The sequence below is a fragment of the Acinetobacter haemolyticus CIP 64.3 = MTCC 9819 genome (genome assembly GCF_000369065.1).
GTDB lineage: Bacteria > Pseudomonadota > Gammaproteobacteria > Pseudomonadales > Moraxellaceae > Acinetobacter > Acinetobacter haemolyticus.
Genome location: NZ_KB849804.1, coordinates 305430 through 326123 on the forward strand (window position 1 = coordinate 305430; position 20694 = coordinate 326123).

A 20694-nucleotide genomic window follows, 5' to 3' on the forward strand; every position below is an offset into this window, starting at 1 on the left:
AAATTTTAAAAGCCATGTTTCCTTGGAAACATGGCTTTCTTACTTATTTGCGTCTAGCTTTTACTTTAGCATGAGACTTAAGTGATTTTACTTCAACTGTTTCATCCACAGATTTAGACTCGGTTTGGTCTTTCTTGGTTTTTTTACGCTTTTTCTTTTTCTTAGGCTCATCATCTTCGACAGCTTCGCCATCTTCAATTGCTTGCCAATATTCCAGTTGCTCCATAACTGCGGCATAGATGGAATTTTTACTATATCGACCTTTTTTATCGAGTGTTCCCACTGGTCGAGCCATCAGAATTTCTAATGCTTGATCAATTGTATCAATCGCATGCACATGGAACTGTCCAGCTTCTACAGCTTCAATCACATCTTGGCGTAACATGAGGTGTTGCATATTCTGACGTGGAATAATCACACCTTGCTTGCCTGTTAATCCTTGAAGTTTACAAGCATCATAGAAGCCTTCAATTTTAGCATTGACGCCTCCAATTGGTTGGACTTGACCCAATTGATTCATTGAACCTGTAATTGCCCATGATTGGTCGATTGGGATTTGGCAGATTGCAGAAATTAATGCAGATAACTCAGCAACGGTGGCACTGTCACCATCCACCTGTCCGTAGCTTTGCTCAAAGGCTAAAGCAGCAGAGAAGTGCAGGATTTGCTCTCGGCCAAAGTGTGCTTTAAGGAAGCTCGACATCAATAACACACCCTTGGCATGTAAAGAACCACCAAGTTCTACACTTCGCTCGATATCGAGAATATCGCCGCCACCTTGGTAGACAGACGCTGTTAGACGAGAAGGTAAACCAAACTCTACATCAGCATAATGAATCACTGAAAGCGCATTGATTTGTCCTAGACGATGTCCAGATGTTTCGATCAGTTGTGTACCGCGAGATAAATCTTGCCAATACAATTCGCGTAAATAGCCTAAACGATATTGGCGATGGTGTAATGCTTGATTAACATGATCATGCGTAACAATTTTGTCGTCTGCTTTAAATGCATGATGATGTGCTTCGCGAATTAAATCACCCAGCGTAGAGGCATGTAAGGATAAGGAGCTTTGATCCTCGGCTTGACGACTTGAGTCTGTTAGCAAAGCAGCAAGTGCTGAACGATCAAATGGTAACAGTTTATCTGCTTGTACGTAGTCAGCAATCAGTTGCATATATGCTTGTTCATTACTGTCATTACGTTGTAATGTATCAGTGAAATCAGCACGTATTTTAAAGACGCTGCCTAGCTCTGGTTCTACCTCTAAAATTTCATAATAAATCTCAGGTTCAGCTAATAAGACTACTTTGATTTCTAATGGTACTGATGCAGGTTCAATCGAAATACTACCCGTCAACGTTAGCATATGTTCTAAAGATGATAGTTTTAGATGGCCTGACTTTAATGCGCGCTTTAAGCCTTGCCATGCATATGGTTGTTCAAGTAGTTGCTCTGCTTCGAGCATCAAAAAACCACCATTCGCACGATGTAAGGAACCTGGACGAATTAGTGTGAAATCAGTTGTAATCGTTCCGTTGTGCGTGAGTTGCTCGACATGTCCAAGTAGATTGTAGTGGGTTGGAAAGTCTTCAAAAATGACAGGTGCGCCGCTATTTGGTTTGTTTGCAATGATGACATTGGCTTGATAGCGAGCTGGTACGCGATTAAACAAAGCAGGGGTAAAGTCATCCTCTTCTTGTTCTAAAATTAATTCAACATTTTCGATGATGTCTTCAGCATAATGCTTTAAATATAATTCGAGACCTTTGACCTCTTTATTTTTATTTAGAATAGATTCAATACGAGGCATTACGACCTGAGAAGCAATATCGCGATTTAAACTGGAGACTTGGTCGCGTGCATCATCTTCTAAATCACCAAGATGAAGACCTAAGCGTTCAAGTTTTTTCTCCATATAACGAATATTGGAAGAAATGTCAGATCTTTCTTTACTACTCAGCGTACTGAGGTCTTGTTGGGTTAATTCATGATACTCATCATCTTTAAGTAACATCGGAATAAAGACATGCTTATCATTTCTAGAAACTAATTTTAAGTCGAGCCCTTCACCTTCTTTTGTTAGTTCTGCTAAAGCTTGTTGTTGTACTTCACCTGTGGCTTGGCGTATGCGTTCGATGCGATTGTGATAGCTTTCTGCACTAAATCGACGTTCTAGCTGTTTTAAGATGATTTGCCATGTCTGTTGTAATGCATTTTGAAATTTTGAACCTTGTCCTGCTGGAAAACGCAAGGCGATCGGTTGTCTTGGATTTTTGAAATTATTGACATATACCCAATCATCAGGTGTTTGCATGGTTTTGGCATGCTGTTGCAATAGACGTTTAATCATCGTGCGTTTGCCTAGACCAGCCGTTCCTACTGCGAAGATGTTATAGCCCGAATAAGGTAAAGAGATACCTGCCTCTACTGACGCCCGAGCGCGATCTTGCCCTAAAAAATTATTGAGCGGCTTGATCCGTTTAGTCGAGCTTGGAATTTTAGCCAAGTCGGGAATATGTGTAAGCTGATTTGCTTTTAGTGCTGTTTTTGTGAGTGTTGCTTGTATATCTGCTTGTTCAAAGGCACTTGGAATTGCAGTGATATTTGCTGTAATCGTGTTTGTTGGTGTTAAAGATAAAGTTGTTGCAGTCATTTGATCAAGTTTTTGGGTCACTGTTGCTATCCAACAAATAAAACGAAATGTAAGTCATTAACGTTATACGGGTTTAACCTCAAAGATCAAGCGAACTTGTGTTTTTTATCGACAAAACAAAACAATGGTTGCATAAAGCAACTTGCAAGCAAGGACAAGAAACGATTGAATAGGCAGATTCTCGCATGTTCATGGAAAATAATAAGCAATGACGACACAAGCCTCTGGGTGGGCATCTGCATTTAAAGCATTTTTAGACCGCCGCGCTCTGATTATGTTATTTCTTGGTTTCTCCGCAGGGATACCAATTTTATTGATTTTTTCAAGCTTATCTTTATGGCTAGGTGAGGCTGGAATCGATAAAACAGCAGTCACTTTTTTTAGTTGGGCGGCATTAGGTTATTCTTTTAAATTTGTATGGGCGCCGTTGATCGATGAGCTACCTGTACCATTTCTAACCAGAACGCTTGGGCGTCGTCGAGCATGGTTATTAATTGCTCAGTGTTTGATTATCTGTGCGATTTGTATAATGGCATTTTCAGATCCTTCATTGGGTCGAAGTTATTTAGTACAAATGGCTGCTGGTGCAGTTTTATTGGGCTTTTCTGCTGCGACCCAAGATATCGTTATTGATGCTTATCGTATTGAACTAGCAGAAACTGAGATGCAAACCATTTTAGCATCAACTTATAATGCAGGTTATCGCATTGGGATGATTGTCGCGGGTGCTGGAGCTTTATTCTTAGCTGCCTATTTGGGTACAGCAAAAGGTAATTATATATACGAAGCATGGAAATATACTTATTTGACCATGGCGGCTGTTATGGTCGTCGGGATTATTACCACACTGGTTGTTCGTGAACCGAAAGTTGATCGTGTCTATAAAGATTATAAGAAGACTGATTACTACCGCTTGGTATTGGTATTTTTTCTAGCAGTCACAACTTTTGTAGTGACGTATATTTACTCTGGTCATTTAACACAAGCATTGATTCAAGCAACCGCGATTAAAGATACTGCCGCACTTTTTGGTTTAGAAGCACTGCGGTTTTTGACAGCGACAGCAACCGCTATTTTTATTGGCTTTAGTCTTGTTAAAATGGGTGTTGTAAATCAAGAAATGGCAAAAGAAACATGGGTCGCGCCTATTCTAGATTTCTTTAAGCGTTATGGTGTAAAACTCGCATTAGTTTTATTGCTGTTGATCGGCTTCTTCCGCGTATCCGATATTATTGCTGGTGTGATTTCCAATGTGTTCTATCAGGATCTGAATTTCAGTAAAGAGCAAATAGCGGAAGCCGTGAAAGTATATGGCGTACTATTTAGTTTACTGGGTGGCTTTTTAGGCGGCTTGCTTGCACAACGGATGAACATTATGAAATTAATGTTTATCGGTGCGGTACTTGCAAGTTCGACAAATCTAATTTTTATTGGTTTAGTAAAATCTGGAAAGCCATTGGATCAGGTTCAGATTCAGGTTGGGCAACATTCTTATCAAGCGGAAACAGATGAAGTCGGTTATTGGAAAGTCCATGTGCCTACACAGGCACTCGTACAGGCGGATTCGGTGCAAGTAGCTGCACAATTCAAAAACCAAGCTGAATCTAAAATTCAACTAGAATTGCCATACTTAATCGCAACACAGCAGCCTCAAATTCAATTGCTACCGATTAGTCATGACGATCATCTTAACATCAATGAATTAAAGCAGAGTTTGGTGATTAAAGGACAGTTGGCAGGTATTGATGCCGATCAGTTAGATGTTGAACGACCTGTTGTATTGAAGTTAGATGGTCAAGAGTTCATCGCTAAAGTTGATCAGTATGGCCTATTTAGTGGTGTGATCAGTGGGCAAATACTACAATCGTCAACCAGTAAAACGATCACTGCAATCGCAAATTTGAAAAATTCTGGCGAACAAAGTTTCGTCGCAACGCGACAGTATTATGTTGAGTCAGCAACTCCTGTTGCGACAACTTTAGATGTTGATATTCAGCCAATTGCACCAATTAGTCCAGATGAGCAAGGTAATACAGAGCTATCAGGTAAAGTGATCAAGCAATACAGCTCGCTATGGCTATATTTCGCGATCATCGTGGATAATCTTGCGGCAGGTTTGGCTGGTGCTGCATTCATTGCATTTTTATCGAGTTTAACCAGTGTCTCTTTTACAGCGGTTCAATATGCTATTTTTAGCTCATTAATGACTTTAACCCCCAAATTATTAGGTGGTTATTCGGGTACGATGGTGAGCAATATGGGCTATCCGAATTTCTTTTTAATGACGACTTTAATTGGTATTCCGATTTTAATTTTAGTGGTTTGGGTCGCGAAATTATTACGTGATCATGAAAATCAAACAACACAACAGCAGACAGGTGAATAACGATGCGCATGTTACATACGATGTTACGAGTAGGTAATTTAGAACAATCTTTAAAGTTCTACACTGAGGTACTTGGTATGAAATTGCTACGTCAACGTGATTATGAAGAGGGGCGTTTTACCCTTGCTTTTGTTGGCTATGGTGATGAAGAAAATAATACCGTACTTGAGTTAACCCATAACTGGGATACCAGCAGTTATGATTTAGGCAATGGCTACGGTCATATTGCGATTGGTGTAGAAGATGCTTACAAAGCATGTGAAGAGATCAAGGCGCGTGGTGGTAAAGTTGTGCGTGAAGCTGGACCAATGAAGGGCGGTGTAACGGTTATCGCTTTTGTTGAAGACCCTGATGGTTATAAAATTGAACTCATTCAACAGGATCAAAATGCTCGTAATAACTAATTTGAATTCATCTTAAGCTGAAGATTTCTCATTTAAAAGCGCTAGTATTATTTATATAGCCCAGTATGATGTGTCGATCAAATGGTCAACAATATCATATTGGGCTTTATCATAATTAATGGGTGAATAGGAATAAGTTATGTTCAAAATTTTGGCATTGGATCGCTTTACTCTTCTCTTGGTGGCGATGGTTGTACTTGCAACATTTTTACCCGTTTCAGGTCAAATAGCATCTTATTTCAATATCCTAACCACAGTCGCTATCGCAATACTTTTCTTTTTACATGGTGCAAAATTATCACGCGAAGCTGTGATGGAGGGAATGCTACATTGGAAAATGCATGCCTTGGTCTTTGCCTTTACCTTCTTAATTTTCCCTGTACTTGGTTTGATGGCTAAACCTGTTTTAGAACCATTATTGGGGCAACAATTGTATTGGGGCTTTTTGTTTATGTGCTTCTTGCCATCAACAGTACAGTCTTCGATCGCCTTTACTTCAATGGCTAAAGGTAATGTTGCTGGTGCGGTGTGTAGTGCATCTTTTTCTAATATTATCGGGATGTTTATTACCCCGATTCTGGTTAGTTTTTTTATTCTAGGGCAGAGTCAACATGGTTTTGACCCTACCAAATCAATTATACAAATTACCTTGCTATTATTAGTCCCATTTATTCTCGGGCAGATATTACGTCCTTATATTTTTCCATATATGGTCAAAGTGCCGAGTATAGTTAAAGCATTTGATCAAGGGTCGATCTTAATGGTGGTCTATGGCGCATTTAGTAGTGCTGTCGTTGCAGGATTGTGGCAGCAGGTCAGTGGTATAACTTTACTTTACCTTATCATTGCTTGCTCAGTGTTATTGACCATTGTGATGCTATTGGCTTTTTATGTCCCGAAATGGTTTGGATTTAATCGAGCTGATCAGGTTACGATTTTCTTTTGCAGTTCAAAGAAAACCTTGGCCAGTGGTGTGCCGATGGCGCAGATTTTATTTATTGGGCAACCATTGGGGATGATTGTTTTACCGATCATGATTTTTCATCAGATCCAGTTAATGGTATGTGGTGTAATTGCAAATCGTTGGTCAAAATCAACACAAGAATAATTCGCTAAATTTGATTTATTGGCGTATAATACTCGCCACTTGTTGGCTTTGCTCTGACTTTTAGGGTCTCGGTGGGTCAAAAGAAATGGTCTGTTGTCGTGTTGGTCTGCAAGTTTAGAACACTTTGCCTTCCTCATATTTTGAGAGTGATCAATTGCGATAACAGCTTAAGCCTTTCTTACTATTAGGAGCATCGAGCATGCGCGCCGATATTCATCCAAAATACGAAACTTTAGTTGCTACTTGTTCATGTGGTAACGTTATCGAAACTAAATCTGCTTTAGGTAAAGAAACACTTTATCTAGATGTATGTTCTGCTTGCCACCCATTTTACACTGGTAAACAAAAGAATGTGGATACTGGCGGTCGTATCGACAAATTCAAACAACGTTTTTCTGGTATGTCACGTTCTATCAAACGTTAATATCAAAAAACAAAAAACGGGCTTTATGCCCGTTTTTTTATGCCTACTGAGTTCCTCACCCATTTAATAAATGATGAGGAACATTTCAAGTTGTGTAGAGAAGGATTTTCTATTGATCTTGCACATCTGTTAGACGATCGAGTTTTTTCTGGAAGTAATTTCCTTGCAGAAAGCGTGTTTCAACATTCCAAGCATTGGCAAATAAATTCATATCGTTCAATTCGGTCAAGAATATTTCAATTGGTTTCTGTGCAATGAAATGTAGAACTTTCTCTTGTAAGTTGGCCATATCTTTCTCAGAAGAAAGCATCTTTGAAAGGTTGGGATGAAAACTAATATATTGCGTATCGATTTGCTGTAGGATCGTGTCGCTATAAAGAGAATTACCAAAACCACGAATAGCAACTTCAGCACCATGTTGACGTAACAATGCGATTTGAGGTTGAGCTTGAGATAGATTTTGTTGGAGTGCTTGTTCGGAGAATTGTAAGATAATTGGATGAGCCTGTTTGCTACCAATGATCGTGAGTAGCTTTGCAACCAGTTCAGGTAACTTCTTATCATTCAGCAAAATGTGATGATTTAGATTAATAATCAATTTTGCTTTTGGATATTGCGTAATGAAGTTATGCAGCTGTTTACACGCTTCGACTAAGATCCAACGATCCAATTGAACTGATAACTCAGGATCATCTTTTAAATCTGAAAGATCACTGATTTCTTGCCATTGGTTATTATGTATAAAGCCGCTAGAAACTTCATAAGTGTGCGTATATTGATCCTGTTTATCATAGGTTTGCTGATATTTTAAATGGATATCACCTGCTTCCAGTTTTTGTTTCAGATCTTGTAATAAACTCAACTGAACTTGCTTTGGAATGTGTTCCGTGGTTATACCAATATTGGCATCAATTTTTGGCGTATTGATGACTGGCAGTGATTTTAGGAATGCCTTAGAAATAATTTGCTCAAAATGAGCTTCATCAGGAATTTGCTTGTTAAGTTCGCAATAGCCTAATTTTAGATGTAATGGAAATGTAGATTGTTCAGTTGCGAGGAGTTGGGGTTTTTGTAGGTTGTTCAGACTGATCAATAATGAGTTTAAAACTGCTTTTGATTCAGCTTGAAATAAGCCCGCATAGACACCTGTATCTATTTGATAGACAGGGGCGTTGACCTGCTCTTTAATAAAGTTAGGAATGCTAGAAAAATATGCTTTTGCGCCCCGCCAGTCTTTTTGAAACACCTCATTTGGAAAGTTATTCAAGCTAAATAAAACCAAGGCATTGTCATTGGCTGGATGATTCAGCATCTGGCGATTAATTTGTTGTAATGCATTAAATAAGTTTGAACTTTTCTCTGTGCTATTCGATGCGGTATTGGCAACGATTGCAGGTTGATTAGCAGTTCCACATTCAATATTGAGTTGTATTTCATCTTCGTTGCCTGAAGGTAAGAATTCAACTTGTAATGGATTGTTTTGAATCGTTGGATTTTGAGTACGAAGTTCAAAACGTGCTTGATCAAATTGACCTTGTGAAATCTTTTTAAATCGTAATTTAAACTGGGCTAGGTCTTCTGGTTGTAATACATCAAGAATGGGTAGACCAACCAGATCATCTGCCCTTTCAAAACCAAAAAGATTCGCATATTCAGCATTTACACTGATATGTATGCCTTCTTGAAGCATGGCTACAGCTTTATGGCTTTCAGCGACAAGTGATTGCGCTTGTGTTTGAGCTGCTTCTAGTTCGCTGAGTAAGCGATGTTCACCTTGAACCAAGCGACTGTAAGAAAGTGCTCGAACAATATGGATATAAAACTTTTCAGATGATTCTAGATTTAATACGTCATAAATTCCTTTATGAATATAGGACTGATATTGATCTGCTTTGAAATCTTCGGGTTCAAGTAATAAAACTGGGAGGCTCGGTTGAGTCGAAGCTTGAATAAGAGAGAGGGTTTGTTCAATTTTTAAATCGTAAGCACGTCCAAAAATCACAATATCCCAAGGTAAATTCAACTGCTTTTCAAATGTTTTTAGATCATCTAATAAAGTCGCTTGAACTTGATGATCTTGAGCCGAAAATAAAGCTAAAATTTGATTATAACGTAATTGGTTATCATCAATAATTAATAAGCGTGTTTCAGTCCGTTTTAGTTTTTTAGAGAGTAAAGAATTTCTCACTTTAATGCTTCCCATAAATCTTGATCAATTTTGTCCATATTTCTTTGTGCCATAAATTTGCGAAGAACCGGTTGTTCTTCGTCATTCAGTAGTTCAAAGTCAAATTGAACAAAACTTTGGGTGATTAATTGTGCGTTTAATAGATACACTTTTACTTCCTCTTTCCCCAATCTTAAATGAACAGCTTGGTGTTCTCGAAAAATTTGTGAACCTGGTAATATTAAAGTCGTTTTGGTTTCATCCAAATTTTGATTTTTTAATAAAAGCGCTGGGTGATAATTACTAATATGTCGATCTGCTTGAATACGAACAGCACAAGGGAAAATCTCTTGTGCTAAAACCTCTAAACCGAGTTCCAAGCTTTTCTCGGTCGATTGTTTCAGCCAACGAATCACACCACCGCGCCAATGCCCATGTGATGTTTCTTTAACTAAGATGTATTCTCCTGTTCTTAAATTTTTAGGGGCTTCACCTGACCATTTAATACGATAACCGTTGACACTAATATCGAGTATATCGGCTTGATGAACGGTTTTACTTTCGCGGTTTAAGCGTTGAATCGCAGACTCTTGATTTTCAGTTGTATTTTTCTTATCCCAAGAAGACATAAAGCGTGATTCATTTTGTAAATTATAGCTATGCTCTAAGAATAAAGTTTCAGCAAAGTTTTTTGCTTTTGATAAATAAAAATGTGCGGTGAGCAAACCAAAACAAATGTGTAGCTGAGCATTGTATTCATAACGTTCATGGCGACGTTCGGCAATGGTTCCTAAAATAGTTTGCACATGAAATTTTAAAGCAGGTGTTAAATAAATTTTCTCGTTTTTAGAGACATATTCAGGGTTTTTATGCAGTGTAGCGGTAACATGATCTAATAAAGAATGTGTGCTGATAAAAACATTAGGCAAAAAGCCAGAACTTTGTTTCTTATTATAAATGGGTGGGTGATCTTTACTGGTATCAATCACATATTTGGTTAACTCAGTTTCTTTAGAGAGAACTTGAACCATTTTTGCCCAATCAAAGCTACATTGGAATAAAGCTTGTATTTCAGATTGACGAATTTGATTGGTGTTGAAAATATCCATCAGAATCAATTGAGCATAAGCCTGAGATATTGTACTCAAGGGATTAGGTGTGCCTAAAACTTGCTCCAAATTACTATGATGGTATTTGTGTGTAACGGCGGCATCGTAAAGTTGATGAGCGATTAACCATTGTCCTGCAACAGGTTCACTATAGAGCATATGCTGTTGATACAATAATTGAGTCAACTGTTGTAATGCTTGGAAGGTCGCAAGTGTACGCGCAGTTTGTAAGTTCTTCTTTTGACTCAATGCAAAAATCGAAAATTTTTGCTGATCAAGTTGGTCATTACTGCGACGGACAATATTGATATAAACTGCTGCGAAGTAGCATCTTAACAACATCGCAAGCTCAATTATGTGTTCATTTCGATCAGAACTAATCACACCTTGATTGAAAAAGTTTTTCTCTAAACTGCCTAGAACATTTTCAATTGTTGGATGTAATACTTGAACCAAGTCAAAACGTAAAGTTTCAGAGCACTCTAACTCACTGAGTTCTAATAATGCGGCAAATAGGGCTTTTGATGTATCACCCAATTGCATAATCGATAGATTAGAAATCCACTCATTTAAACTTTTGGTATTTGTGTCACAAAAGCTGAGTTTGTCCCGTCTTAAGACAGTTGGAATTTGAAAAATATCCGAAAAAGCATTATTCATCATTGTGTTATCAATCTCAGAACGTTTGAACCCCAAAAAGCGGTGTTTTATTTTTTTCGCCCGCAATTTCCCTCACAAGTTTAGGCACTAAATAGCCTGGCAAACTTGCTAATACATCACTGTATATATGGTCTATCTCTGAAGACCTTAGATCAAAATGTTGAGCACCTTTTACTTTATCCAAAACATGTAAGTAATAAGGCATTACTCGTGCATCAAATAAACGGTTACTCAACTCAGTCAAAGTTTTTGCAGAATCATTCACACCTTTGAGCAAAACCGCCTGATTTAGCACGGTAATGTGATGTAATGATAACTGTAATAACTTAGAGCAGGTGAAATCATCAAGCTCAGCTGCGTGATTTGAGTGTACCACTACTATAATGCGTAGCCTACTGTTTTCTAATATAGAAATCAGCTCTTCATCGACGCGGTTTGGAATAACAATGGGAACACGTGAATGAATTCTCAATATCTTAATTTGAGGGAGAGATGCTAGGCGTTCTAACCATAATGAAATTTTTCGATTGTTCAGCGTCAGTGGATCGCCACCACTTAAAATTACCTCATTGATGAGAGGATTTTGTTCAATATAGTGCTTTATATTTTCCCAATCATCGTTTTTCGGTAAGTTTTCTTGGTAGGGGAAATGACGACGAAAACAATAGCGACAATGAATCGCACATGCACCTGTTAATGTTAGTAAAAACCGAGATTGGTATTTATGCAAAACACCAGCCATTTGATTGGCTGCTTCTTCGCCTAAAGGGTCGGTTACAAACTCGGGATGTTCTTCCAGTTCAAGATGATGCGGTAGAACTTGTAGTAATAGGGGATCAAGTGGATCACCAATGCTCATTTTTCCGACGAATGCACGTGGGACACGCAATTTAAACTGTTCAGAGGCGAGGATTGCCCCTGATAATAGTTGATCGGTAGATAACTTAAGCAGATTTAACAGCTCTAAAGGATCAGTAATTAGGTCACTGAGTTGTGATTGCCAGTTTTGCTCTTGATGTAAATAGTTTATCATGCCATACGTTAAAATAGTGTTAGCCGCAGCTGTTTGCTTAGTCTAGCATTGGGGCTTGTTTAACGTTCATATATGAATTGCGTTATCGGTTAAAATTTAATCATGCGAGGCGTGAAACGCAGGGAATGGCTATTCCCTTGCCAAGTTTCATAACGAAGTATGAGGAAGTTTTAGCCATAACCCTACGGGACAGGGAGACTTTTTGTCGCTACTGCGTTATGTATGGTTCATTTAGAATAACTAAATTTCACCATCCATGCCTTGTATCGTTGAAAAATCTCCTCTGTCGCAACCAAATATGAACGTTAAACAAGCCCATAAGATTTGATTTTTAAGTTTGGAGTGCGCCTTTCATGGCCTATTATTCTACAAATGATTTTAAAGCTGGCCTTAAGGTTATGCTTGATGGAAACCCATGTTCAATCATGGAAAATGAATATGTAAAACCAGGTAAGGGTCAGGCATTTAACCGCGTAAAATTGCGTAACCTTCGCTCTGGTAAAGTATTAGAAAAAACTTTTAAATCAGGTGATTCTTTAGAAGCTGCTGATATTGTAGAAGTTGAAATGGATTACCTTTACAACGATGGTGAAATGTGGAACTTCATGGATCCTGTCACTTTCGAGCAAATCGCTGCTGATAAAACAGCGATGGGTGATGCTGCGAAATGGTTAAAAGATGATTCAAATGAAAAATGTACAATTATGTTGTTCAACGGTGTACCTTTAACGGTTAGCCCACCAAACTTCGTTGTGCTTAAAATCGTTGAAACTGATCCGGGTGTGCGTGGTGATACTTCAGGCGGTGGCGGTAAGCCTGCGAAACTTGAAACAGGTGCAGTTGTACGTGTTCCATTATTCGTACAACAAGAAGAAAGCGTTCGCGTAGACACTCGTACTGGTGATTATTTAGAACGTGCATAATTGATTCTAAATATGCGATGATCGAAAGGGATGATAAAAATCATCCCTTTTTTTATGCCAAAGTATTAGATAAATCAACTTTTAAAAACGATAAACTTACGAAGATATTTCCGAAGAGAAAATATAGGTATGGAAAGCCATGTAACAGCTAACGAAAAGTTATGTATTTGAGAGGTTCTGAATGGAAACAACACAAACAAAATCATCACTTCCCTCTAAGCTCTTATGGAGTTTGGTTGCCATTGTAGGTGCGATCTCATTTGGGATACTTGCAGTGAGTCGAGGTGAACATGTCAATGCAGTTTGGCTAGTGCTCGCTGCAGTCTGTGTGTATAGCATTGCTTATCGGTTCTACAGTTTATTTATTGCCAACAAGGTTTTTGAATTAAATCCCAAGCGATTGACCCCAGCGCATCGCTTAAATGATGGTTTGGATTATGTCCCAACCAATAAATATGTGTTGTTTGGACACCATTTTGCTGCAATCGCTGGAGCTGGTCCTTTAGTCGGTCCAATTTTAGCCGCTCAAATGGGTTACTTACCAGGAACGATATGGCTTTTGGTTGGTGTCGTGATTGCTGGTGCGGTACAAGATTTCCTTGTTTTGTTTATCTCAACACGTCGAGATGGTCGCTCATTGGGTGAAATGGCAAAACAGGAATTGGGTACCTTTGCAGGTGTGATCGTCATGCTGGGTACGCTAGGTGTGATGGTAATTATTCTTGCGGTACTGGCTTTAGTTGTGGTCAAAGCCCTTGCTGAAAGTCCATGGGGCGTATTTAGTATCGCAGCAACTATTCCGATTGCTCTGTTCATGGGCATTTATATGCGTTATCTGCGCCCAGGGAAAATTGCAGAGGTTTCAATTATCGGCTTTGTCCTGATGATGGCTGCCATTGTATTTGGTGGTGATGTTGCAAAGCATCCTTATTGGGGTGAGTTTTTCACCTTAACTGGAACGCAACTCACATGGGGACTGATTATTTATGGTTTTATTGCCTCTGTGTTGCCCGTTTGGTTGTTACTGGCGCCACGTGATTATCTCTCGACCTTTCTTAAAATTGGTGTGATTGCGGGTCTGGCTGTTGGTATCTTATTTGCAATGCCTGAACTGAAGATGCCTGCGGTAACACATTTTATTGATGGTACGGGACCTGTCTTTTCAGGAAGTTTATTTCCTTTCTTATTTATTACCATTGCTTGTGGTGCGATCTCTGGTTTCCATGCTTTGGTTTCTTCAGGAACAACCCCAAAACTGGTTGATAACGAAGTCAATATTCGCATGATTGGTTATGGTGGTATGTTGATGGAGTCTTTTGTCGGCATCATGGCAATGATTTGCGCCACAGTTTTAGATCCAGGTATCTATTTTGCGATCAATGCACCAGCTGCGGTATTGGGTACAAGTGTCGAATCTGCTGCGGAGGCCGTACGCAATCTAGGCTTTGTGGTCACGCCTGAAATGTTGACTGTTTTGGCCCAAGAAGTGGGTGAAAATTCTGTTTTATCTCGTACGGGTGGTGCACCGACATTTGCAATTGGTATGGCGCACATTATTTCAGAAATTTTCAATAATCGCTCGATGATGGCATTTTGGTATCACTTCGCGATTTTATTTGAAGCTCTATTCATCTTAACAGCAGTAGATGCTGGAACTCGTGCTTGTCGTTTCATGGTTCAAGATACAGTGGGCATCGTTGTCCCAGCAGTGAAAAACTCAAGTTCATTTGTTGGAAATCTGATCGGTACTTTTGTCGCTGTTGCAGGATGGGGGTATTTCGTTTATCAAGGGGTGGTTGATCCTCTCGGTGGGATTAACTCCTTATGGCCATTATTTGGTATCGGTAACCAAATCCTCGCCTCAATGGCATTGATTCTGGGTACGGTGATTTTGTTTAAGATGAAAAAGGAAAAATATGTTTGGGTGACGATCATTCCAACGATTTTCCTTGTCATCACCTCAATGACTGCGGGTTGGCAAAAGATTTTCCATGATAATCCCAAAATTGGTTTCCTTGCTCAATCCAATCGTTTTTCAGATGCGATCGCCCGTGGTGAAGTTCTCGCACCAGCAAAATCGATCGCTGAAATGCAAACCATTGTATTGTCGAATCAAATCAATGCTGCACTATGCGCCTTCTTTATGATTGTTGCTGTGGTTATGATTATTGCGTCAATTGGTGCAGTTCGTAGAGCCTTGGCAAGCCCAACGCCAACAGCAAAAGAAGCGCCAGCGGTATTTACTGAAACCCCAATGACTGCAAATAGTCTAAAAGGAGGTCATGATGGAGTTTAAGATAGCGCGTAAAAGCGGTTCGATCATTGTAAAGATCATTAAATTTACGATCATGTCGCAAAAACAATTGTTGTTATCCCCACGAAATTGGTCTCGGATCGCAGTGTTGTGGCAACGTTTGCAGCAAAGTTTTCGTTTAATGGTAGGTGTGCCTGACTATGAAACGTATTTACAGCACATGAAAACACATCATCCAGATCTGACCCCTATGGATGCAAAAACGTTTTATCGTCATTGTGTCGATGCACGTTACCCAAGTTCGGGAAATATGAAAAAATGTCCTTGCTAGAAATTATTTGATTTCTTTGAAAAAATTATAAAACAGTGTATGTTGAATCATGCACTGTTTTATTTTTGGGGAGATAGAATAATGTGGGGTCTGGAAAAAGTTTCAGCTCAAGATCATATGCAGCAACATCAAAAAATAAAACAAGATATTCAGGGCTATGGCACTAAAATCGAACGTTTTTTAGTTGAAGTGAATCAACTGATTCTTGATAAGCCACAACAAACCAAATTGGCACTGACTTGCTTATTGGCAGGTGGTCATGTGCTATTTGAAGATTTACCGGGATTGGGGAAGACTACATTGGCGAGTGCTTTAGCACGGCTAGCAGGTCTGCATTTTCAACGTATTCAATTTACCAATGACATGTTAGCCAGTGATGTGATTGGTATTAATATTTTTAATCAAAAAGAACACGTTTTTGAGTTTAAAAAAGGACCTGTTTTTACCCAGATATTGTTGGGTGATGAAATCAATCGTTGTAGTCCCAAAACGCAAAGTGCGCTGTTGGAAGCAATGGAAGAGGGCGCAGTCACGGTTGATGGTATCAATTACGAATTGCCACAACCTTTTTGGGTCTTGGCCACTCAAAATCCACTGTTTCAAAGTGGGACTTATGCTTTGCCTGAATCGCAATTGGATCGTTTCCTGATGCGTTTATCTTTGGGCTATCCATCTCGTCAGGCTGAAAAATTGTTATTACAGCAAAGTTCAAGACAATTGCTGATTCATCAATTAGATGCGGTTTTTGATCAAGCCGATATTTTGCAGTTACGTGAACTTGCGCAGCAGGTTTATCTTAGTGAAGCTGTTTTAACATATATTTTAGATCTTGCTGCTGAAACAAGAAAACAACCGCATGGACTGTCTACGCGTGGCGTACTGGCTTTGAAAGCTGCATCACAAGCATATGCATTAGTAGAGGGGCGTAGTTTTGTGAGTACAGACGATGTGCAGGCTGTATTTGTTGCTGTGGTAACGCATCGTTTAGGGGTGTCGGAAGCAGAAGTGGAAAGGATTTTGCAATCGGTTAATGTGTTGTAGTCGAGAATGAACACATGCAGAACAGATTAAAGCGCAGACTACAACAGTGGGTATCAAAGCGATTTCAGGTGGAACAAAGTAAAACCTTCTTGCAAAAGGATGTTTTGGTATTTATTCATACTCATGGTCTGCTATATATCGTTCTTATTCTGATTACCTTTATTGCAGGCATTAACTATGCAAATAACCTGATTTTAGGTCTTTGTTTTTTAATGAGTGCAATTTTATGCATTAGTTTTTATCTCACTTTTAAACAATTATATGGTCTACATGTTGAGCTAATAACGGCAGAGGTGGGGCAAGTCGGTCAGGTTTTAACATTGAAATTAAACTTTAAACAGCCAACAAAGACGAATCGATATTTACAAATCCAATGGCAACAACAGCAACAGCTCTTTTATTTAAATCAGACTCAGCAGAGTATTGAGTTGGCATTTTTTCCACAACAGCGCGGCATTTATCAGTTTGATGCAATTAAAATTTATTCGACTTATCCTTTGGGATTGGTGCGTGCATGGACATATTTAAATTTAATGGAAAAAGTTTGGATTGCGCCCAAAGCTTATGAATGGCAAAAAGAACATAAAAATCAGCCGAGTGCTGCGCATGATCGTTTAGATGAGTTTCGTGAGCTAAGAGCATTTCAGCATGGGGATTCTTACCAAAATGTTGCATGGAAACAGGTGGCTAGAGGGCAAGGATTTTTTATTAAAATGTTTGAGGCACAAGCAACACAACAGTATTTAGAAATTGATTATCAGCATATTCCTGCGCAGAGCCACGAAGAGAAGCTGAGCTTTATGATGGGCTTGATCGAACAATGTGAGCAATATGGTGATGATTATGCAGTGATTTTGCCGCATGTACGTTTGGATAGAGGTCAGGGAAATACGCAATTGATCCAAGCAAAACGCTTGTTGGCACAGGCGTAATGACATGATGACAAAGCAAAATTATTTTTCTGTTTTGACTGTATTGATTTGTATCTTGATTGGACAACTGGCTTTTATTCCTGTCACTTTGAGTGGTTTTTGGGGAATTGTATGGCTATTAATGTTGTGGCGTTATCACAAGCAGGATTTAACACCGATATCTAAACTTATCCTCCTTGGGTTTATTGCCATCTCATTTGGTCTAATTTATTTCCATTATAAAAGCTTGCTGGGAGTGGAACCCGGCGTTGCTCTATTAAGTACGTGTTTATTTGCCAAAAGTTTGGAAGCGAAAACAACACGTGATTTATTGATTGTATTTAATTTTGCTTTATTTGTAGGCGCAAGCTTGCTGTTACATAGTCAAGCATTTTGGATGGCTTTGATTGTCTTCGTAACATTTGTCATTTGTTTGATGGGGTTATATCGTATTCAAACGGGTTTGTTTAACCAAAATAGATTATCTTCAAATCAGTTAAAGCAAGATGCTAAACAGATTTTTAAGTTCATTGGTATTGCCACACCATTTTTTATTTTGTTATTCATTTTCTTTCCTCGACTTCCGCCACTTTGGGCGATTCCGATTCAAAATGACCAAGCGATAACAGGTATCAGTGATCGTATGTCACCTGGGGATATTGCACGTTTATCGCAATCTACGGCGTTGGCATTTCGGATTGTTGCAGATATGCAGCAGCTTCCAACACGACAAGAATTGTATTGGCGTGCTTTAGTTCTAGATGAATATGATGGTGTAACTTGGACCAGTAGTTATGTTAATCAACAGATAAGAGGGACACCTAACAGTTCACGTAGTGTGACATATCAATATTTACCCGCAGACGAGCAAAGTAACTGGATTATGGGGTTGGAATATTCTATTCCGCAAGAAAGGTATTTACAGCTCTATCACGATGATAGTATTCGTCCAATTAAATTGATCAAACGTAACCAACCTATACAAATGCAATGGTTGGGTCGTACAAGTGCAGAGCGTCGCGTTTTATCAGCCCAACAATTTGAGTTAAATACTCGATTTAATGAGGATTTGGATAAAAAGGCGCAAGAATTAGCAAATGAATTGTTTGAACAGAGTCAGCGTCATCCTGAACGATACGTTCGAGCAGTATTGACGTGGTATAGGCAAAATGGCTTTGTTTATACTTTAACCCCCGGTACATTGAGCGGAAATCGCATCGACCAATTCTTATTTTCTAGTCGAACAGGTTTCTGTGAGCATTATGCATCGAGTTTCGTCATGTTGATGCGATATGTGGGTATTCCTGCGCGAGTCGTCACAGGTTACCAAGGCGGACAACGTGCTCTTGATGGAAAAAGTTGGGAAGTTCGTCAGCTAGATGCACATGCATGGAGTGAGGTGTATCTGGATGGACGGTGGCAACGGGTAGACCCAACGGCAATCATCGCACCACAACGCTTCGATACCAGTATGCAAGATTATTTAACTCAGGATCAGCGGATCTGGGGAGATCAGCAGACCAAAGCTTGGCAGATGCAACAATTTAAATTTTTGAAGAATGTCCGTATTTGGAGCGATTATCTGGGTTATCAATGGCAAAGTAAAGTTGTCGGCTATGATGTTGATAAACAGAAAAACTGGTTATCTAAAATAGGATTAGATACGACTTATGGTTACGTTGTCATGTTGATTTGTGGCGTAGCAGGAATATTAATTCTTTATATATTTTTCTCATTATGGCAACGAAATCAACAGCAAGCACCATACCACCGAATGATTTTAAAATTTCAAAAAACTGTTCCCAAGCATATGCAGAAAATGCCCGCTGAGACATTTCAGGTTTGGATACAACGTTTATCGGCTGATCTTGAAAATCATGAGGCTTTTGAACAAGTGGTTGTGTTGTATCAGAAAATCGTATTTTTGGAGCAGGGCAATGCTAAAGATCTTGCGCAATTTAAGAAGTTGCTTAAAGACTGTGCGATTGCAATCAAACAGGCTCAAAAAAACTTGTGATCAGTCAGAAAAATGCATATCATGCTTTTCATTCTAGGTGTATAGCTCAGTTGGTTAGAGCGCTACGTTGACATCGTAGAGGTCAGCAGTTCGAGTCTGCTTATACCTACCAAGATAAAACAAAGGCTTACAAGCAATTCAATGACTTGTAGGCCTTTTTTAATATCTGCTATTTGTCGCTGTTGGCGCAAATGTTGTGCATTTTGGTGAAAATACGCCATAATTTACGCCAAGATTACGCCAAGACCCATACGATGAAATTACCCAAACCTAGAAAAAGAGGTGATGCTTACCGAATCGAACTTATGTTTGATGGTAAGCGCTATTCAGCTACCCGAGATACTCCAAAAGAATGCGAGCAATGGGCTGCTTTAAAGATATTAGAACTTAAGGCCAATGCTGGCGAATCCGTATTAAAGGAAACCAAGCCTGTATTTACCTTCAAAGAATTATTTGATGAATATTTCGAGAAAGTAGGCCGCCACTCAAAATCTAAAGACTGGATCCTTGTTCAATACAAAACTTTTGAAAATAAGTTTGGTGAACTGGCTTATAAGAATATTTATGACATCACACCCCAAGATTTAACAGCTTGGCGTAATAGGCGAAGTACCCAGGTAAAAGAAAATACTGTTCTTAAGGAAATTTCACTGTTTTCCGCTATGTTCACTTATGCTCAAAAGGAAATGTTCCTGTTGGATGTAAATGCATGGATGCAGATCACTAAGCCAATTAAGCCTGAATCTCGATATCGACGGATTGCTCAGCATGAAATAAATAAAATGCTTGAGCTACTGGAGTATGAAATAGGGCAGGTACCCACATTGCCACAACACTATGTTGCATGGGGATTCTTATTTGCCATTGAGACTGCTATGCGAAAGGGTGAAATCCTCAGCATGAAGCGTTCTGAAATTTATGATGGTTATGTGCATCTACCTAGAACCAAGAACGGATCCAAGCGCAATGTACCCCTATCTAAATTCGCAAAAGAGTTAATAGCATTGATTCCTCATGAAGATGAGAAAATTATTCCTCAGTCAGCAGATGCATTTAGAAAGCTGTGGGAAAGAAGAAAGGCTGATTCGGGTATTGAAGATTTGCACTTCCATGATACCCGACATGAAGCTATTTCAAGAATGGTGAAGATAAGAAAATTACCGGTAGAGGTGCTGGCTAAAATTACTGGACACAGAAAAATCGAAGTACTGGTAAATGTTTACTACAATCCAGATGCAGCCGAACTGGTTGAAATGTTCAATTCATAAAA

At 39.1% G+C, this 20694-nt stretch carries 14 protein-coding genes, 1 tRNA gene and 1 pseudogene; 12 read left to right on the forward strand and 4 right to left on the reverse strand.

Annotated features, from left to right (window positions below; genetic code table 11):
* Window positions 1-43: 43 nt before the first annotated feature.
* Window positions 44-2677, reverse strand: a complete 2634-nt coding sequence (locus F927_RS11505; RefSeq protein ID WP_005084830.1) for a Lon protease family protein — start codon at window positions 2675-2677, stop codon at window positions 44-46.
* A gap of 170 nt (window positions 2678-2847) precedes the next feature.
* On the opposite strand from F927_RS11505, the pseudogene F927_RS11510 reads away from it, so the two are divergent.
* From F927_RS11510 to rpmE, 4 genes and pseudogenes are all read left to right on the forward strand, one after another.
* Window positions 2848-5042: pseudogene (locus F927_RS11510) on the forward strand (AmpG family muropeptide MFS transporter).
* Between the two features lie 2 nt (window positions 5043-5044).
* The gene (gloA, locus tag F927_RS11515; protein ID WP_004639634.1) at window positions 5045-5446 is read left to right on the forward strand and encodes a lactoylglutathione lyase; all 402 of its coding nucleotides are present in this window, start codon (window positions 5045-5047) and stop codon (window positions 5444-5446) included.
* A gap of 139 nt (window positions 5447-5585) precedes the next feature.
* On the forward strand, window positions 5586-6554 hold the full coding sequence (locus tag F927_RS11520) for a bile acid:sodium symporter family protein (protein ID WP_005084835.1): 969 nt from the start codon (window positions 5586-5588) through the stop codon (window positions 6552-6554).
* Between the two features lie 199 nt (window positions 6555-6753).
* Window positions 6754-6978 carry a 50S ribosomal protein L31 gene (gene rpmE / locus F927_RS11525; RefSeq protein ID WP_004639630.1) on the forward strand — a complete coding sequence of 75 codons (225 nt, stop codon included), beginning with the start codon at window positions 6754-6756 and terminating at the stop codon, window positions 6976-6978.
* 109 nt (window positions 6979-7087) lie between these two features.
* Here the strand turns inward: rpmE and F927_RS11530 are convergent, their stop codons facing one another.
* The 3 genes from F927_RS11530 to epmB are packed head-to-tail and all read right to left on the reverse strand — an operon-like array spanning window position 7088 to window position 11947.
* Complete coding sequence (locus F927_RS11530) at window positions 7088-9181, reverse strand: EAL domain-containing protein (RefSeq protein WP_005084836.1); 2094 nt, start codon at window positions 9179-9181, stop codon at window positions 7088-7090.
* Window positions 9163-10917, reverse strand: a complete 1755-nt coding sequence (locus tag F927_RS11535) for a hypothetical protein (protein ID WP_008941999.1) — start codon at window positions 10915-10917, stop codon at window positions 9163-9165. The genes F927_RS11530 and F927_RS11535 overlap by 19 nt, the downstream gene beginning before the upstream one ends.
* 13 nt (window positions 10918-10930) lie before the next feature.
* The gene (epmB, locus tag F927_RS11540; RefSeq protein WP_005084841.1) at window positions 10931-11947 is read right to left on the reverse strand and encodes an EF-P beta-lysylation protein EpmB; all 1017 of its coding nucleotides are present in this window, start codon (window positions 11945-11947) and stop codon (window positions 10931-10933) included.
* A 353-nt stretch (window positions 11948-12300) separates the two neighbouring features.
* On the opposite strand from epmB, the gene efp reads away from it, so the two are divergent.
* The 8 genes from efp to F927_RS11580 all read left to right on the forward strand — a co-directional run bounded on the left by efp (window position 12301) and on the right by F927_RS11580 (window position 20692).
* Window positions 12301-12870 carry an elongation factor P gene (efp, locus tag F927_RS11545; RefSeq protein WP_004639622.1) on the forward strand — a complete coding sequence of 190 codons (570 nt, stop codon included), beginning with the start codon at window positions 12301-12303 and terminating at the stop codon, window positions 12868-12870.
* A 181-nt stretch (window positions 12871-13051) separates the two neighbouring features.
* On the forward strand, window positions 13052-15166 hold the full coding sequence (locus F927_RS11550) for a carbon starvation CstA family protein (RefSeq protein WP_005084844.1): 2115 nt from the start codon (window positions 13052-13054) through the stop codon (window positions 15164-15166).
* On the forward strand, window positions 15153-15455 hold the full coding sequence (locus tag F927_RS11555; protein WP_008941998.1) for a YbdD/YjiX family protein: 303 nt from the start codon (window positions 15153-15155) through the stop codon (window positions 15453-15455). The genes F927_RS11550 and F927_RS11555 overlap by 14 nt, the downstream gene beginning before the upstream one ends.
* Before the next feature lie 81 nt (window positions 15456-15536).
* Window positions 15537-16496 (forward strand): AAA family ATPase, encoded by a 960-nt coding sequence (locus F927_RS11560; RefSeq protein WP_005084848.1) that lies wholly within the window; start codon window positions 15537-15539, stop codon window positions 16494-16496.
* A gap of 14 nt (window positions 16497-16510) precedes the next feature.
* A complete protein-coding gene (locus tag F927_RS11565; RefSeq protein WP_005084849.1) occupies window positions 16511-17428 on the forward strand; it encodes a DUF58 domain-containing protein in 918 nt (305 codons plus the stop codon).
* Between the two features lie 4 nt (window positions 17429-17432).
* Window positions 17433-19424 (forward strand): transglutaminase TgpA family protein, encoded by a 1992-nt coding sequence (locus F927_RS11570; protein ID WP_005084852.1) that lies wholly within the window; start codon window positions 17433-17435, stop codon window positions 19422-19424.
* A gap of 35 nt (window positions 19425-19459) precedes the next feature.
* A tRNA-Val gene (locus F927_RS11575) sits at window positions 19460-19536 on the forward strand.
* A 142-nt stretch (window positions 19537-19678) separates the two neighbouring features.
* On the forward strand, window positions 19679-20692 hold the full coding sequence (locus tag F927_RS11580; RefSeq protein WP_005084854.1) for a tyrosine-type recombinase/integrase: 1014 nt from the start codon (window positions 19679-19681) through the stop codon (window positions 20690-20692).
* Window positions 20693-20694 lie beyond the last annotated feature (2 nt).